Origin of the sequence: Lysinibacillus sp. FSL K6-1151 (assembly GCF_038630755.1) — a bacterium.
GTDB classification, from domain to species: Bacteria; Bacillota; Bacilli; order Bacillales_A; family Planococcaceae; genus Lysinibacillus; species Lysinibacillus fusiformis_D.
In genome coordinates, this window is sequence record NZ_CP152040.1 from 2,848,738 (window position 1) to 2,864,475 (window position 15,738).

The 15,738-nt window shown below is 39.7% G+C and carries 14 protein-coding genes; 4 read left to right on the forward strand and 10 right to left on the reverse strand.

The genetic code is table 11. The features are described 5' to 3' along the window. Window positions 1–44 precede the first annotated feature (44 nt). The 3 genes from MHI04_RS13710 to nspC all read left to right on the forward strand — a co-directional run bounded on the left by MHI04_RS13710 (window position 45) and on the right by nspC (window position 3,009). Complete coding sequence (locus MHI04_RS13710; protein WP_036119912.1) at window positions 45–251, forward strand: hypothetical protein; 207 nt, start codon at window positions 45–47, stop codon at window positions 249–251. Window positions 252–643: 392 nt separating this feature from the next. After that, window positions 644–1,873, forward strand: a complete 1,230-nt coding sequence (locus tag MHI04_RS13715; protein WP_036119909.1) for a saccharopine dehydrogenase family protein — start codon at window positions 644–646, stop codon at window positions 1,871–1,873. Then, complete coding sequence (gene nspC / locus MHI04_RS13720; RefSeq protein ID WP_036119906.1) at window positions 1,870–3,009, forward strand: carboxynorspermidine decarboxylase; 1,140 nt, start codon at window positions 1,870–1,872, stop codon at window positions 3,007–3,009. Before MHI04_RS13715 ends, nspC begins: the two co-directional genes overlap by 4 nt. A 338-nt stretch (window positions 3,010–3,347) precedes the next feature. On the opposite strand, the gene MHI04_RS13725 is transcribed toward nspC, so the two are convergent. From MHI04_RS13725 to mce, 5 genes are all read right to left on the reverse strand, one after another. Continuing rightward, window positions 3,348–3,836: a CheW domain-containing protein gene (locus MHI04_RS13725; RefSeq protein WP_036119903.1), complete on the reverse strand. Its 489-nt coding sequence runs from the start codon at window positions 3,834–3,836 to the stop codon at window positions 3,348–3,350. Window positions 3,837–3,861: 25 nt separating this feature from the next. Continuing rightward, window positions 3,862–4,977 (reverse strand): M20/M25/M40 family metallo-hydrolase, encoded by a 1,116-nt coding sequence (locus tag MHI04_RS13730; protein ID WP_089934711.1) that lies wholly within the window; start codon window positions 4,975–4,977, stop codon window positions 3,862–3,864. A 690-nt stretch (window positions 4,978–5,667) separates the two neighbouring features. Continuing rightward, the gene (locus tag MHI04_RS13735) at window positions 5,668–6,621 is read right to left on the reverse strand and encodes a hypothetical protein (protein WP_340811477.1); all 954 of its coding nucleotides are present in this window, start codon (window positions 6,619–6,621) and stop codon (window positions 5,668–5,670) included. 107 nt (window positions 6,622–6,728) lie between these two features. Beyond that, the gene (locus MHI04_RS13740) at window positions 6,729–8,276 is read right to left on the reverse strand and encodes an acyl-CoA carboxylase subunit beta (protein ID WP_036122848.1); all 1,548 of its coding nucleotides are present in this window, start codon (window positions 8,274–8,276) and stop codon (window positions 6,729–6,731) included. A 5-nt stretch (window positions 8,277–8,281) separates the two neighbouring features. Beyond that, window positions 8,282–8,695 carry a methylmalonyl-CoA epimerase gene (gene mce, locus MHI04_RS13745; RefSeq protein WP_141903613.1) on the reverse strand — a complete coding sequence of 138 codons (414 nt, stop codon included), beginning with the start codon at window positions 8,693–8,695 and terminating at the stop codon, window positions 8,282–8,284. 125 nt (window positions 8,696–8,820) lie between these two features. On the opposite strand from mce, the gene prli42 reads away from it, so the two are divergent. Beyond that, the gene (gene prli42, locus MHI04_RS13750; protein WP_155273190.1) at window positions 8,821–8,916 is read left to right on the forward strand and encodes a stressosome-associated protein Prli42; all 96 of its coding nucleotides are present in this window, start codon (window positions 8,821–8,823) and stop codon (window positions 8,914–8,916) included. Between the two features lie 22 nt (window positions 8,917–8,938). Here prli42 and MHI04_RS13755 read toward each other — a convergent pair whose 3' ends face one another. The 5 genes from MHI04_RS13755 to MHI04_RS13775 form a co-directional block, all read right to left on the reverse strand. Next, on the reverse strand, window positions 8,939–9,916 hold the full coding sequence (locus MHI04_RS13755; protein WP_036122840.1) for an aromatic acid exporter family protein: 978 nt from the start codon (window positions 9,914–9,916) through the stop codon (window positions 8,939–8,941). 184 nt (window positions 9,917–10,100) lie between these two features. After that, window positions 10,101–10,541 carry a BrxA/BrxB family bacilliredoxin gene (locus MHI04_RS13760; RefSeq protein WP_036122837.1) on the reverse strand — a complete coding sequence of 147 codons (441 nt, stop codon included), beginning with the start codon at window positions 10,539–10,541 and terminating at the stop codon, window positions 10,101–10,103. A gap of 148 nt (window positions 10,542–10,689) precedes the next feature. Beyond that, window positions 10,690–11,787, reverse strand: a complete 1,098-nt coding sequence (gene meaB, locus MHI04_RS13765) for a methylmalonyl Co-A mutase-associated GTPase MeaB (protein ID WP_036122834.1) — start codon at window positions 11,785–11,787, stop codon at window positions 10,690–10,692. Then, a complete protein-coding gene (gene scpA / locus MHI04_RS13770) occupies window positions 11,787–13,940 on the reverse strand; it encodes a methylmalonyl-CoA mutase (RefSeq protein WP_036122829.1) in 2,154 nt (717 codons plus the stop codon). Before scpA ends, meaB begins: the two co-directional genes overlap by 1 nt. Next, the gene (locus tag MHI04_RS13775; protein WP_342503672.1) at window positions 13,937–15,640 is read right to left on the reverse strand and encodes a methylmalonyl-CoA mutase family protein; all 1,704 of its coding nucleotides are present in this window, start codon (window positions 15,638–15,640) and stop codon (window positions 13,937–13,939) included. Before MHI04_RS13775 ends, scpA begins: the two co-directional genes overlap by 4 nt. Window positions 15,641–15,738 lie beyond the last annotated feature (98 nt).

Consider the following 15,738-nt stretch of genomic DNA (forward strand, 5'->3'; position numbering starts at 1 on the left):
TTCATCATGGAGCATTACCTTATCATCTAATAGGAGGGCTTGCTATGAATAAACGCTTTCATTTTATATCGCTTGTTACAGGAAATTTGTTAACGATAGGAGCTATTTTTATTTATGCTATGCAAAGTCAAGTGCATGTAGCCCTCAGTACGTATGCTCTTGTGATGGGGTTTTTAAGTACATTACTTGTGGTTTTCTTTTATATATGGGGAGAAGAAAAACAACAGATACCCAATCGCTTTTTGAAATAATTAGCATAAAATTAGCCTGTTTTGACACACTAAAACGATTGAAAGCAGTTGATTTTATTATGCTGTACATCCCTTTTACCTTATAGGGTGAAAGGGATTTTTTATGTACAGCTCAAAAGGTGAGAAAAATAAAGCACATGAAATTCTATGATGAGAGGCTAGATTAGTTTGAACAACTTCATCTAACAAAATCTACAAATGAGCTCAATAAATTAGTCTTTTTCATACACAATTAGCTACTTTCTCGAGGTATTCCCCTCTGATTACGTCTAATTATTGTAGTAAAATAAAAATTTTTGTAGAAATTTTTAAAACAATGATTGAGTAGTATATCAATTTTCTGTATAATCAGCTTGTTTGACAATACTTTATATGAACTTGGGGGTAGACAATTGGGTAAAGCATTGATTATCGGAGCTGGCGGAGTTGCCAGTGTTGTGGTACACAAGTGTGTTCAAAATTCGGACGTATTTGAGGAAATTTGTATCGCAAGTAGAACTGTTTCAAAATGTGACGCTCTAAAAGAAAAACTAGACGGCGGAAAAACAAAAATTCATACTGCACAGGTAGACGCGGATAATACAGAAGAGGTTATTGAGCTTATTAAAGCTTTCGGACCGGATGTTGTGATTAACGTGGCATTACCTTATCAGGACTTAACGATTATGGATGCTTGCTTAGCGACAGGTGTGCACTATGTGGATACTGCAAACTACGAGCCACCTGAAACGGCAAAATTTGAATATAAATGGCAATGGGCTTATAAAGAGAAGTTTGAAAAAGCCGGCTTAACTGCATTACTTGGTAGCGGTTTTGATCCAGGTGTAACAGGCGTTTTCACAGCTCATGCTCAAAAACATGAATTTGATGAAATTCACTATATTGATATCGTGGATGCGAATGCGGGAGATCATGGCTATCATTTCGCAACAAACTTTAACCCAGAAATTAACATTCGTGAAATTACAGCGAATGGTCGTTACTGGAAAGAAGGCAAGTGGGTTGAAACAGCACCACTTGAGAAAAAAGAAGTGTATAACCTTCCAGAAATCGGACCAAAAGATATTTATCTTCTATACCATGAAGAGCTTGAATCACTTGCAAAAAATATCAAAGGTTTAAAACAAATCCGTTTCTGGATGACGTTCTCTGAAAAATACTTAACACACTTAAAAGTATTAGAAAACGTTGGTATGACATCTATTGAACCAATCGAATTTGAAGGTCAAATGATTCAACCAATCCACTTCCTTAAAGCGGTATTGCCAGATCCAGCTTCTCTTGGACCACGTACAAAAGGTAAAACAAATATCGGTTGTATCATACGCGGTCTAAAAGATGGGCAAGAAAAAACGTATTATGTCTACAACGTATGTGACCATGAAGAGTGCTATAACGAGGTGGGTTCACAAGCGATTTCTTACACAACAGGTGTACCAGCTATGATCGGTGCTATGCTTGTGATGAATGGCGAATGGCGTAAACCAGGTGTTTGGAATGTAGAAGACTTCAATCCAGATCCATTCATGGATGCACTAAATAAATGGGGTCTACCATGGCAAGAAAGTCATAACCCAGAATTACTTGACCTTGATTTAGATGCAAAGGAATTAAGCCGATGAAACCAATTGATTTTTCAAAAGTTCCATCCCCTTCTTATGTAGTGGATGAGCGATTATTAACAAAAAATCTTGAGCTTTTAAAATCAATTCAAGATCGTACAGGCTGCCGCATTTTACTAGCCCTGAAAGGCTTTTCCATGCATTCAACATTCCCATTAGTTGGGGAATATTTAGCAGGTATTACTGCTAGCTCCTTGCATGAAGCACGTCTAGGCTATGAAAAAATGGGCAAGGAAGTACACGTCTATGCTCCTGCTTATATTGAGCATGAAATGGACGAGCTTCTAGGCTATGTGGATCACATCGTGTTTAACTCATTTAACCAATGGGCTCAGTTCAAAGAGAAAGTAAAATCTGCTGGAAAAACAATTGAATGTGGTATTCGTGTGAATCCTGAGTACTCTGAAATTGAAACAGCACTTTACGATCCTTGCTACACGAACTCTCGCCTTGGTACAACTTTGGCTAACTTCGATAAATCACAGCTTGACGGCATTGATGGCTTACATTTCCATGCGATGTGTGAACAAAATTCCGACACGTTAGAACGTATTATTGAAGTAGTAGAAGAAAAATTTGGTGATGTGTTACATCAAATGAAATGGTTAAACTTCGGTGGTGGCCATCATATTACGCGTGCAGATTATGATGTCGAAAAACTTGTTAACATCATTAACTATATTCAAGAAAAATACAACCTGCTTGTTTACTTAGAACCAGGCGAAGCGGTAGCACTTAATACAGGCTATTTAGTCGCTACAGTACTTGATATTCAAAAAAATGGCATGGACCTTGCTATTTTAGATACGTCAGCAACATGTCATATGCCTGATGTACTTGAAATGCCGTACCGTCCAATGATTATCGGTTCTGGTCAAGCAAATGAATTCGCGCATACGTATCGCTTAGGCGGACTTACATGTCTTGCTGGTGATGTAATTGGTGATTATTCATTTGATCAACCACTAAAACCAGGCGATCGTCTTGTCTTTACAGATATGGCTCATTATTCTATGGTTAAAAACCATATGTTTAATGGTGTCAACTTACCTTCTATCGTTTCTTATAACGATGAAGAAGGCAGTAAAGTCATTCGTGAATTTAAATTTGAAGACTACAGTGGTCGACTGTCTTAATAACAAACGAAAAGCCCTTCCCAGTTTGCTGGAAGGGCTTTTTATTATGACCATATTGTCAACCTATGAAAAAAGACGATGTCCATAAACATTTGGTGAGACGAGAGGTTGATAGCCGTTCCGCCATGTTGCAAAGGTGTCTTTTCTTTATCTTATGCCTTTATTTAAATGTGAAGGGATTAGTCACAACAAGGCTACTTGAGTCCCGTGGAATATGGAATAGCTAGCCCCTAGGTTTTGCTCTGCGCGAAAGCAATGCGTCAGCGACAAGCCTTTTCGCCGTACACAAAATCCTAGTGATTGTGTTGTTTTTTCAACACTAAGAAAACTTAGAGTGCCTATGCCTCCACGTTTTCTTTTTCATTTTCAAGCATTTTGTGTAAATAATCGATAATCTCACGAATGCCATCTAATGAATTGACCAATATTTTTGGATCGACATAAGTAATCATACGGTTCTCAAGATTAGCTACAGCCGTAAAGTAGCGTGTTTTACTGTAATTAACAAGGCCCAATTGTTGAAGTACTGAATCATCAAAATCAAGAATTTCTCGAGCTTCTGTCACCAGTAATCCATAATTAACCACGTCTGTATTTAAAACAATAATACGAGCAGTTGCTGTATTAGATGAGCGGTTGTACAATATTCGTTCAAAATCAAGAACAGGTACAAGCTCACCACGAATTCTTGTAAAGCCTAAAAGATAATTAGGTAAATGAGGGATAGGTGTTACATGCTCTAATTTTTCAATTGAAATTGCTTGCTCCACAGGCACTGCGTATTCCTCTGTCCCACAAGCAAAAACGACTGCTTTGACACTTTCCATGCGGTCACATCCTTCTATTTGACTGTTAGTTTTTCGCCGATTCTTTGACGATTTCTACAAGTAAATCTGCTAATTTTTCTAATTCTTCTACTGGTATTTTTTCATTTGTTGTATGAATGTCTTCATAGCCAACTGATAGATTAACGGTAGGAATGCCAAAGCCAGCAATCACATTCGCATCCGAGCCGCCACCTGAAATACCTAATGTTGGTGTACGATCAATATTGCGTGCAGCTGCGATGGCTACTTGAACTACTTTATCTGTTTCTGTTACACGGAATCCTGGATACATCAGCTTCACTTCTACTTCAGCACGTGCGCCTAGTGAAGCCGAAACTTGCTCAAAAGTTTCCTTCATATGCTTTGTTTGTGCATCTAATTTAGCTTGGTCAATAGAGCGCGCTTCTGCTAAAATTGTCACTTCATCACAAACAATATTCGTCGCTTGTCCACCCTCAAAACGTCCAATATTTGCAGTCGTTTCTTCATCTAAACGACCTAGCTTCATTTGAGCGATACATTTTGATGCCACTGTAATAGCGGAAATACCCTTTTCAGGAGCCACCCCTGCATGTGCCGTTTTGCCAATAATCTTCGCAAAAATTTTCGCTTGGAATGGTGCTGCAGTCACGATGCCTCCCACTTTCCCATCACTGTCTACTGCAAAGCCATATTTCGCCTTAATCATGGTTGGATCTAGCTCTTTTGCTCCAACAAGCCCACTTTCTTCACCAGCCGTAATAATAAATTCAATATCTCCATGTGCAATATTTTGCTCTTTTAAACATTTTACCATCTCTAAAAGTGCTGCTAGACCAGCCTTATCGTCAGCACCTAAAATCGTCGTGCCATCTGATACGATATAACCATCTTCACGTAGAGAAGGTTTAATACCTTTCCCTGGAACAACTGTATCCATATGAGACGTAAAGTAAATTGGCTCCACATCTAATGTGCCTTTTAATGTAGCAATAATATTACCTGCTCCATGTCCATTACGCGTATGAGCATCGTCTTGGATAACTGTAAAACCAAGTGCAGTTAATTTTTCTACAAGAATTGGTGCAATTACTTGTTCATGTTTTGTTTCTGAATCAATTTGAACGAGCTCAAAAAACTCTTCTACTAAACGACTTGTCATGTTGTAAAACTCCCTTAGTTTACGTGTTTTGCCACGTTATAGTATATGTACTATTTTAGCACAAGGTCAGAAGAGTTGAAATCATTGAACAATCCTACCAAACTAAAAAGTCTGAGAAAAATTCTCAGACTTTCCCATATTGTTGAAAAAAGGTGATGCCAATAGCAGAAAAAGAACCTTTAGCAAGGCGAGGGGTTGATTTCCGTTCCGCCAGCGTCCTTTCCAGGGGGCGTCCGTTGAGCCGCTTCACTCACTGCGTTTCGCTCCAGGGTCTCACCTATGACGCTAAATCCCCTAGGAGTGACGCTGGCGCCACTCCAATCAACCATGTGCAAAAGTGTCTTTTCCTTAGCCCATTATTTGTCTTATTAGAGAAAGGATAGGCTTCTATTTTCAATGTGGAGAAGTGATGTGTGACAACACCCCTCCATAAAGAGTAGTGAATACCTTCTCTTTAATTGAAAACCTTTACTAATAAAGAAATATTTTTATAGATTGGAGTGAAGGGCTACTTGACTCCCGTGGGATAGCGAGACAGGCGAGCCTCTAAACGGAGCGGTAGCGAAGGAAGCGGCCTGGTACTCGCTCACAGGAAAGCAAGCGGCCTGCAACGAAAATCCACTTTCATCTTTCACAAAAGTTCTGTGGTAGTTTTATTTTCCAAAACTATGAAAAATTCTCAGACTTTCCTTAGGCATTGACAATAGCCTCTTTTTCTTTTTCTATAGCTTGTAGGTAGTTATTTGCTTTATTTTGTTTATCCTGTAAGCGCCAAATGGTATTATGTACATCGTCCTGAACCCGTGAAACTTGTTCTCTTGCTGTTGAAATTTTAGAATGGACAGACCATGCAGAAAAAATATCATCAAAGAAGTAGTCAGCAAACTTCACAAACCCATCTGTTTCTACATGCAGCGATTTCGTTGACATCTCATGAACATCCAATAATTCATTATGAAAACGTTGCAACGCGATTTGAGCCCGATGTAAATAGTTTTCTGACTGATCGAGTGCATCATGCTTTAAGTGAGTGGCAATCAGCCCGCCACCAAAGAAAGTATCCCAGGAGGAATAGCCACTAGCCGAATGAAGAGAAGCTGCTGCTTGCCCTAGCTTTGTTAGAGCTACTTCCCCCGCTTCCTCAGCCTCTTGAATTTCTGTTATGAGTTGCTTTGTTACCATTTCCTCATGTGCTAAATGCTCTAGCTTCTTTGCCTGAGCAACATCATGAAGCTGTAAGTACTTTTTCTTTTTCGCATAGATTTGTTGAAGTTCTTGTTGTAACGCCATTTCATCAAATTGAGCTAGCTTATTGGTTACTTGAACACTATCTTCTGTTAAATCCGCTTGCATTTTCTTCGCTTCACTAATCTTTAATTCAAGAACTGCTGCTTTATCAATTTTTTCAGCGCGTAGTTCATCTTGTTGTCCAGTCCACGTACGAATCATATTCATAAATGAGAAGCCATCCAATTTATCAAGTTTTAATCGAATTTGGTTGAGGGCTGTCGTATGTTTGTCTATTTCCTGTTGTGTATAGTGAATCTGCTTATGCAATAATTCGCTTTGCTCGTTTAATCTTGATGCCTTTCTTAGTTGTGCATGAATCTTTTCTTGCTCTGTTTGCAATTGCTTCCATTCCATTCATCTCAACTCCTCTTACTATATCAGTACGGATGGCAAGAAAAAATGTTTCACTTTTTAGCAATGAAAAACCTAGCAACTCATTAGCTACTAGGCTTGTACTCATTTTATAGAGGAATATTCCCGTGCTTTTTCTCAGGACGTGTTTCGTGTTTATTTGAAAGCATATCCAGTCCTTGAATCAGCTTCATACGTGTATCTCGTGGATCGATTACATCGTCTACCATGCCGCGAGATGCTGCCACATACGGGTTGGCGAATTTTTCTTTATATTCTTCAATTTTTGCTGCACGTGTTGCTTCTGGGTCATCTGATTTCGCAATTTCACGGGCAAAAATGATGTTTGCTGCGCCAGCAGCACCCATAACAGCAATTTCAGCATTTGGCCATGCAAATACAAGGTCAGCACCGATTGATTTAGAGTTTAAAGCAACGTAAGCGCCTCCATAAGCTTTACGTAAAATCACTGTAATTTTTGGTACTGTAGCTTCTGAATACGCATAAAGAATCTTTGCACCATGTCGAATAATACCGCCATGCTCTTGTTTAACGCCTGGGAAGAAGCCAGATACGTCTTCAAATGTGATAATTGGGATATTGTACGCATCACAAGTACGGATGAAACGAGCTGCTTTATCAGAAGAATCAATATCTAATCCACCAGCAAGTACTTTTGGTTGGTTACAAACAAGCCCTACTGATTCACCAGCAATACGTGCAAAACCAACTACTACGTTCTTCGCAAACTCTGCATGTACTTCCATGAATGAACCTTCATCCACTACCTGCTCAACTACTTTGCGAACATCATATGGACGTGTTGTTTCGATTGGCACTGTATCCACGATTTCTGGACGGTAGTCATCCCCTTCAGGTCGAGCTTGTCGAGGTGCCTTTTCTTTATTGTTTTGTGGTAAATAGCTTAATAGTTTTTTAATTTCTTCAATTGCCTCTTCTTCAGATGGCGCACGGAAATGAGCATTCCCACTTACCGCATTATTTACTTTTGAACCACCTAAATCTTCAGCAGAGATTTTCTCACCTGTTACAGTTTCGATGACTTTAGGTCCTGTTATGAACATTTGAGATGTTTTATCCACCATTAAGATAAAGTCTGTGATAGCTGGCGAATAAACCGCTCCACCAGCACAAGGTCCCATAATAACAGAAATTTGCGGAATCACGCCTGAATAAATCGCATTGCGGTAGAAAATATGACCGTAGCCATCTAGAGACAGAACACCTTCTTGGATACGTGCACCACCTGAATCATTAATACCGATAAATGGTGTACCGTTTTTAGCAGCTAGATCCATCACTGTCGCCATTTTTTTGGCATGCATTTCACCAAGCGCCCCACCAAACACTGTGAAATCTTGGGAGAATAAGTATACTGGACGTCCGTTAATTTTACCGAAACCAGTAACTACACCATCACCAGGGCCTTCCATTTTATCCATCCCAAAGTCTACTGTACGGTGAGTAATAAATGGGTTGATTTCGAAAAATGTCCCTTCATCTAGTAGCAAATCAATACGCTCACGAGCTGTTAATTTCCCTTTTTCATGCTGTTTTTCGATGCGCTCATAGCCACCACCAAGTTCAATTACAGTCTTACGGTCATACAAGTCATTGATTTTGTCGAACATATCCATAATGATCACTTATCCCCTTTTCCACTTTTATCACATAATTCATATAACACCCCGAATGAGGATTTAGGATGCATAAATGCAACCTCTGCACCTCCAGCACCAGGTCCTGGCTCTTCCGATAATAGACGTACACCCTTTTCACGAAGCTCTGCCATACGCTCACGAATTCCTGTTACACCGAAGGCAACATGGTGAATTCCCTCTCCACGTTTTTCAATAAATCCATAAATGGCACTTTTATCACTCATTGGTTCTAATAGCTCTAATTTCACGTTACCTGCGTCGATAAATGCCACACGAACCTGTTGAGATTCTACTTCTTCTACTTTCATCAACTTTAAGCCTAAAGTTTCTGTATAATATGTAATGCGTTCATCAAGATCGCGCACTGCAATCCCAATATGGTCTACTTTCTCCATGGTGACATCTCCTTCTGTTATGGTACATACTCTATTTTACAGATTTTTTTGTCAAAACTCTACTACTTGAGAAATTTTTCAGATTTGCTAAACTATTTATAAGAAAAGAAGGAGCGAACGAGCATATGAGTAATAAAAAATTTCAAAAAATCGTTGTTTATAGCATGATCGCGATTATGCTAATCTCATCTCTAGCATTCGGATTATCCATGTTAGTTTAAGGCAAAGCCCGAGGCGTCCACGTTACTGTGGGCGCTCTTTTTTAGCCTTTAAGCCCTTAAATGACTGCTTTATTTCTAAATACCTGTCCATCTCCTCGATAAACTGATAGAGAGCGGCTTGAGCGATAAATTGTTCATGGTTTTGCGGTAAAGGCAGCTGAGAAAAATCACGTTTTACATGTTCTAATTTTTCTCGATAATGACTTGCCGTATTCCCCGAATGAACATGCTCACCGAGGTCTTGTAAAAAATCTGCCACAATTTCAGCCTCTTGTACTATAACAGGTAGTGTCGTCACTTTTGGCAATACTCGTTCGATAATTTCTAGCTGCTGCTCACGCATATCAAAATACACATAGTAATCATTTTTAAGTCTCATAAAATGGTTTTCAACATCTTTAAACGCCAATGATTTTGCCTCTTCTAGCGTTCGGATTGCTTCAATGATTTCATGTCCATTCCATAGCGTGTCTCCTTGACGTAAATAGGTGGCAATTTCTAAAAAAATCTTGCTGTATAGCTCCTCAATTTTAACTCTGTAGTAATTTAATTCCTTTTGTATGTCTGGCATATACATATTAATGGCAATCCCTGTGCCATAACCGATTGCCATCAACGCTAATTCATTATAAACAAGTGCTAATGAAAAACCTTCAGCAGCATAAATATGCATTATAATTACAACACTAGAAATAAATCCATCTGCTACCTTTAATGATACAATGGTTGGAATGAATAACAGGAGCATGCCTGCTAATGTAAGCGGATGATAAGTAAAAAATTCAAAGCTTACAAAGGCAAAAAGCATTGCCACAATACTCGCGACCAATCGTGTATAAGCTGCATGAATAGATTTTTTTTTCGTTGGCTGCACACATAATATGGTTAGAATACCAGCAGATGCATACGAGGCTAAATCAAAATACTGAGCAATGGCAATAGCGATGGCCGCACCAATTGCTGTTTTTAAAGTTCGATAGCCGATTGAAAATTTCTTCAGGCCGACTGCCTCCTATCGTTTAGTACTCTTCACTCTTTTAGCTAATTATTTAGCCAATATTACAAAAATTTTAATAATAATGAAACTATCTATACATGATGATAGTAGGAAGCCTACATAGATTCTGTGATCTATGAGGCTTTTCTACTTCATTTGAATTCATTTTTATTATGCAAGAATAGAATTAAAGCTCATCACAATATTCTTCAAAGTTTGCTTGTAAGTTGGTCACAACGGACATTGGGTCATGCCCTTCAATTTCATAGCGACCAACTTCTGCAACTACTTGTCCATCTTTTAATAGAACGAAAGATGGTGAAGAAGGTAGGTGATCTTCTCCAAAATGATAACGTGCCGCTGCAGTCGCTTCTTTATCTTGCCCTGCAAACACTGTAACTAAATGATCGGGACGTTTATCGTAATGAACACATTGTGCCGCTGCTGGACGAGCGATACCGCCCGCACAACCACATACTGAGTTCACCATTACTAATGTTGTACCTGGGCGAGTAAACGCCTCTTCAACAGCTTCTGGTGTTTGTAGTTGTTCGTAACCCGCTGCCTCAATTTCAGCACGTGCTGTTTTTAAAATTTCCTGCATAAATAAATCGTAATCCATATTCATATAGCGATAGCTCCTTTCAAGTTCGCGTCCATTCAGCATGATTGCCTATAAAAATTTTTTGACGCTCATCCATCTCTTATCATAGCAGTTTGCAACGAATTTGTGCACCTACTTGCTCATCACAATTCAGTTGAATACTAAGATTCGTTTACTTGTCTTCCTGCTCTTCGTTAAATAAACGATCGACACCTTGTGTGACAGTCAGTTGTCCACTTAAAATTTGACGTTCAAGTAGCAGTACCTGTGCTTTACGCTGTGGATTCCCATAAAATTGATCAATTAAATGGTCGGTAATCATCGATTGAAACCACTCTTTTGTTTGTTGTTGTCGACGAGTAGCCCAATAGTGATTGGCTTCAACAATTTGCTTGAAATCTCCAATTGTCTCCCAAACCTTATCAAGTCCCCGTTTTTCTAATGAACTAACAGGCATTGCTGTAGACATCCAACCGAGTGTAGCGGGCTGTAAAAAATGCAAAATTTGCTTATACTCTGCAACCGTTTTTTTGGCTAAACGAACATTATCGCCATCTGCTTTATGCACGACAATGGCATCCGCTAATTCCATGATGCCTTTTTTCATGCCCTGCAATTCATCTCCTGCCCCTGTTAACACAAGGAGTAGAAAGAAATCAACCATCCCACGGACGTAGGTTTCGCTTTGCCCTACACCAACCGTTTCAATTAAAATCACATCATAGCCTGCCGCCTCACAAACTAACATTGTTTCACGGGTCTTTTTGTGAACACCCCCAAGGGTACCTGCCGATGGAGATGGGCGAACAAATGCAGTAGGCTTCTTAACGAGCTCTTCCATGCGTGTTTTATCGCCAAGAATACTCCCACCTGATAAGGAAGAACTTGGATCAATCGCAAGAACAGCTACTCGTTTTCCCATATCACAAAGCATTGTTCCGAAAGCCTCAATGAATGAACTTTTTCCCGCTCCTGGAACTCCGGTAATGCCAATTCGAATACTATTTCCTGTATGCGGAAGAAGCTCCTGTAATAATTCTTGTGCTTGCACTTTATGAGTAGCGTTGGCACTTTCAATGAGGGTAATGGCTTTTGATAAATGTGTGCGAGAGCCCACACGTACTTGTTGAGCAAGCTCTCCTACATTCATATTGTCTGCCTTTTTCTTTCGGAATTTTTTAGGTGTGCCATACTGCATACCGTCGTGAGTTGCCTCGACTCCGTCCATGACAAATAGCGCACTGTCTTCCATTCCTTTGTTTTTGTCCATTATTCAGACACTTCCTCATAGCCTAAACGTTTGTAGATTTCTTCAATAATTTTTTGTGCAGATACAGGAATCACTGTACCTGGTCCAAAAATGGCTACTGCACCAGCATCGTAAAGGAAGTCATAATCTTGCGCTGGAATAACACCACCAACAATAATGATAATATCTTCACGACCTAGCTTTTCAAGCTCCGCAATTAATTCAGGCACTAATGTTTTATGACCTGCTGCTAGTGAAGATACACCAATGACATGGACATCATTTTCAACAGCCATTTGAGCAGCCTCAGCAGGTGTCATAAATAATGGTGAAATATCTACGTCAAAGCCTAAATCAGCATAGCCCGTTGCGACCACCTTGGCACCGCGGTCATGTCCATCCTGTCCCATTTTTGCTACTAAAATACGTGGACGACGTCCTTCATTTTCAAGGAATTCTTCTGTCATTTGCTTCACTTCCGCAATTTGCTCCTCATCTGAGAAATTGGCAGAGTAAACACCTGAAATAGAACGAATCACGGCCTTATGACGACCAGAAATCGCCTCGATAGCATCAGAAATTTCACCTAAAGAGGCACGCGCACGCGCTGCATCCACCGCCACAGCTAGTAAGTTCTCTTCACCATCTTGAGCAGCTTTTGTTAAGCGAGCTAAATGTTTTTGAACTTCTGCTTCATCACGTGCTGCCTTCATCGCTTCTAAACGTTCAATTTGTTTTTGACGAACAATTGTATTATCAATATCCAAAATGTCAATTGGCTCTTCTTTTGCTAAGCGATATTTATTCACTCCTACAATGGTTTCTGTTTTAGAGTCAATTTTTGCTTGGCGTTTGGCTGCGGCTTCTTCAACCTTCATTTTCGGAAGTCCTGTTTCAATCGCTTTGGCCATCCCTCCAAGTGCTTCAATTTCTTCGATCAATGCCCAAGCGGATTGCGTAATTTCTTCTGTTAGTTTCTCCACATAGTACGAACCGCCCCATGGATCAATCACTTTCGTCATCGCTGTTTCCTCTTGTAAAAATAACTGTGTATTACGCGCGATACGTGCCGAGAAATCTGTTGGAAGTGCAATCGCTTCATCCAGTGCGTTGGTATGGAGGGATTGTGTGTGTCCCATTGAAGATGCATTCGCTTCGAATAATGTACGAGCCACATTGTTAAATGGATCTTGCTCCGTTAAAGACCAGCCCGATGTTTGAGAATGGGTACGTAATGCTAATGTTTTCGGATTTTTCGGATTAAATGTTGACATCATTTGTGCCCAAATACGACGTGCTGCACGCATTTTAGCTACTTCCATGTAATAATTCATACCGATTGCCCAGAAGAACGATAGACGAGGTGCAAAGGCATCGATATCAATTCCTGCTTTCAATCCTGTACGTACATATTCCAAGCCATCTGCTAACGTATAGGCAAGCTCAATGTCATTTGTTGCGCCAGCTTCTTGAATATGGTAACCAGAAATTGAAATAGAGTTAAATTTTGGCATATATTTCGCTGTATATTCAAAAATATCTGCGATGATTTGCATTGACATAGCTGGTGGGTAAATATATGTATTACGCACCATATATTCTTTTAAAATATCATTTTGAATTGTACCTGCTAATTTGTCTGGTGTTACCCCTTGCTCTTCAGCTGCCACAATATAGAAGGCAAGAACTGGTAAAACTGCTCCATTCATTGTCATAGAAACGGACATTTGATCTAACGGTATTTGATCGAAAAGGATTTTCATATCCTCAACAGAGTCAATAGCAACACCAGCTTTCCCTACATCCCCTGTTACACGTGGATGATCTGAGTCATAGCCTCGATGCGTCGCTAAGTCAAACGCTACAGAAAGACCTTTTTGCCCCATTGCCAAATTTCGTTTATAGAAGGCATTGGATTCCTCAGCCGTTGAGAAACCTGCGTATTGGCGAACGGTCCAAGGACGTGCTACATACATAGTAGGGTATGGTCCACGTGTATTAGGTGCAATACCTGCTACATCGTTTAAATGTTTCGCATCTTTAATATCTTCCTTCGTGTAAATATCTTTAATTTCAATCCCTTCATTTGTCATAAACTTGTCGTCAGACGCTTGTGGGGCTTCAGCTGTTAACACTTTTTCTATTTCTACTACATTAAAATTAGGCTTGCTCATCGTTGGACCTCCTTCATGCTCGCAAACACGGACTGTAATTTTTCAATGATGTTCTGTCCTGCGAAAATAAAGCCGTTTAAACCATTTGCTAACCATGCTTCTTCTTCATCTTTAAATTTACCTGCAACATCTATAAGCACATTTGCTGGTTGTGCAGCTAAAATAGCCGGTACAAGTGCCTTTGTATCATCGTCACTGCCTGCAATTACAACATACTTAGCCTCTGTAGCCTGCAACCAAGCAATCGCCTCTTCAGCAGTTGCCACTGGCTCACTTTTTTCTGGAACAAGACCAACTGTATTTAAGAAACCAGCTACAAAATCTGCACGTGGCTTAGAGCTTTTTAATGACCCTAATGCTAAAATACCTGTTTTCACATCAGCTGCTGTCATTTCTGCACGCAACTTCTCAAATGGAACAGCAATACGTTTGATATCAGCAAATAATGGGTTTGTATCCTGCTCAAGTACATCTGCTGGATTTGCATAAATATTCGTTCCAATTAATGATTGCTTACGTGTTGATGCAGCTTTGATTCGAGTATGATAAGTGGTTGCCACTTCTTCCGCAAGCTTGCCAGACGCTATATATTCATCCATCCCGCCAGCAGCCTCGATATCTAAAAATAATGCCCACGCTTCTTTTACAAAGTCTGCTGTTAACGACTCAATAAAATAAGAGCCTCCTGCTGGATCTGTCACTTTCAAAACATTTGTTTCTTCTTTTAATATTAATGATACATTCCGAGCGATACGAATCGATTGTTCCGTAGGCTTCGTTAACACATCATGCGGATGAACAGTAAAGAGATCAGCTCCACCAATTAAACCAGAAAGCGCTTCATTGGAAGAACGTAATAAATTGACATACACATCTAATTTAGAAAAGCTTCTTAGTGATGTTTCAGCAACCGTTGGGATTTTTACACTGTCTGTCACACCATAAGCGGATGAGAACGCTTTCCAAAGTACTTTAAAAGCACGAAGTTTGGCAATTTCCGTAAAGAATTGTGTATCAATGGCAAAGATTACAAAAAACTTCTTCGAGAATGCTTCAAAGCTTTCTTCCTGTTCCGCAAACTTGGCTGCTAATGCAAGTGCATAGGCTAGCTCTTGTACTGCGTTGGCACCTTCATTGTGATAAACGGTCGTGTCAGCACTGACTGAGCGCACGTTCGGAAATGCGTTGAAAGAGATCGGGTCCTTAGAAACAATGAAACCTTTAACTGCTTCACGTTGATCCTCTGCAATATTGTCAAATACTGCTAATAATGGGTCTTTTGTATTTTTAATAGTAATTTTAAATGAATATTCTGAGAAATATGATGCTAATTTGACCAATACTTCTTCTGTCCAATCAAACTTCACACGACTATCCACTGTAATCACTTCATTGCCTCGCGCTAAACTATCTTCAAGCTGTGCAAAAAATGCTTCACTTGTATCAGCGTGAATTTGCTGTGCCACCTGAAACGCTTGACTATTTTGTAGGGAACGGATTGTGGCAACTTGTAAATCAAGCTCTTCTCCAAGCTTAGCTACTAAACTTTCTTGCGTGTAAAGCGGCTGTAATGTAACACCTTCATTTGTTTTGGAAAATAGTGACTCAAATGGTTTCCCTTTTAAAGCTTTGATTGCTGCATCTTGCCAGTCTGAATAGGCTGGTTTTTCAAATTCAATATTTTTCATGTTGTTTGACATGCGGACGCTTAATCAGCTTCCCCCCTTAGTAGTTTCTATTTGTTATTCTACATGACAAATTGCGACTCGAAAAGCATAAAAAAAATCGGAAACCCTTA